1 protein-coding gene is annotated in these 597 nt (G+C 40.2%); it reads right to left on the reverse strand.

Features of this window, described 5'->3' with window-relative positions:
- Positions 1-60: 60 nt before the first annotated feature.
- Positions 61-555 (reverse strand): 5-(carboxyamino)imidazole ribonucleotide mutase, encoded by a 495-nt coding sequence (gene purE / locus HW443_RS12630; protein WP_176231633.1) that lies wholly within the window; start codon positions 553-555, stop codon positions 61-63.
- Positions 556-597: the final 42 nt, after the last annotated feature.

Raw genomic sequence — 597 nt, forward strand, 5'->3', positions numbered from 1 at the left:
CCTTGTCAAAGTACATTTTTAGGCCGTTTTACCCACACTAAATCGGAACGGTCTCCCTTTTTAATATCCGATCTTTTCCAAATTCTCTGCTTTTTTTTCTACCTCTTTTTTTAACTTTTCCTTGTACTGCTTGATTTTCTTTCTAATCTCCGGGTACGCTACACCAAGAATTTCTGCAGCTAAAATTCCGGCGTTCTTAGCATTATTTATTGCTACCGTAGCCACAGGCACTCCTTCTGGCATTTGCACAATGGATAGAAGAGAATCAACTCCTTGTAAAGATGAGGTTCTTATTGGAACCCCTATTACTGGTAAGGGAGTGAGTGAAGCTACCATCCCTGGCAAATGTGCAGCTCCACCAGCTCCGGCAATTATTATCTCAAGCCCTCTTTCCTCACATTCTTCAGCATATTTGAACATTCTATCAGGTGTTCTATGGGCCGAAACTATGGTAATTTCATATTCTATGCCAAAATCTCCAAGAACCTTTGCGGCTTCTCTTAGCACCGGTAAGTCTGAATCGCTGCCCATAATAATCCCAACCAATGGTTTCATATATTCAGCTCGCTTTTACTTTTAAGAATTCTTTTACTTTTT

The sequence above is a fragment of the Candidatus Hakubella thermalkaliphila genome, from assembly GCF_013281975.1.
GTDB lineage: Bacteria > Actinomycetota > Humimicrobiia > Hakubellales > Hakubellaceae > Hakubella > Hakubella thermalkaliphila.

Bases quoted from the DNA above. Each gene is read 5' to 3' on its own strand.
- purE (WP_176231633.1), bottom strand. From the start codon at position 555: ATGAAACCATTGGTTGGGATTATTATGGGCAGCGATTCAGACTTACCG.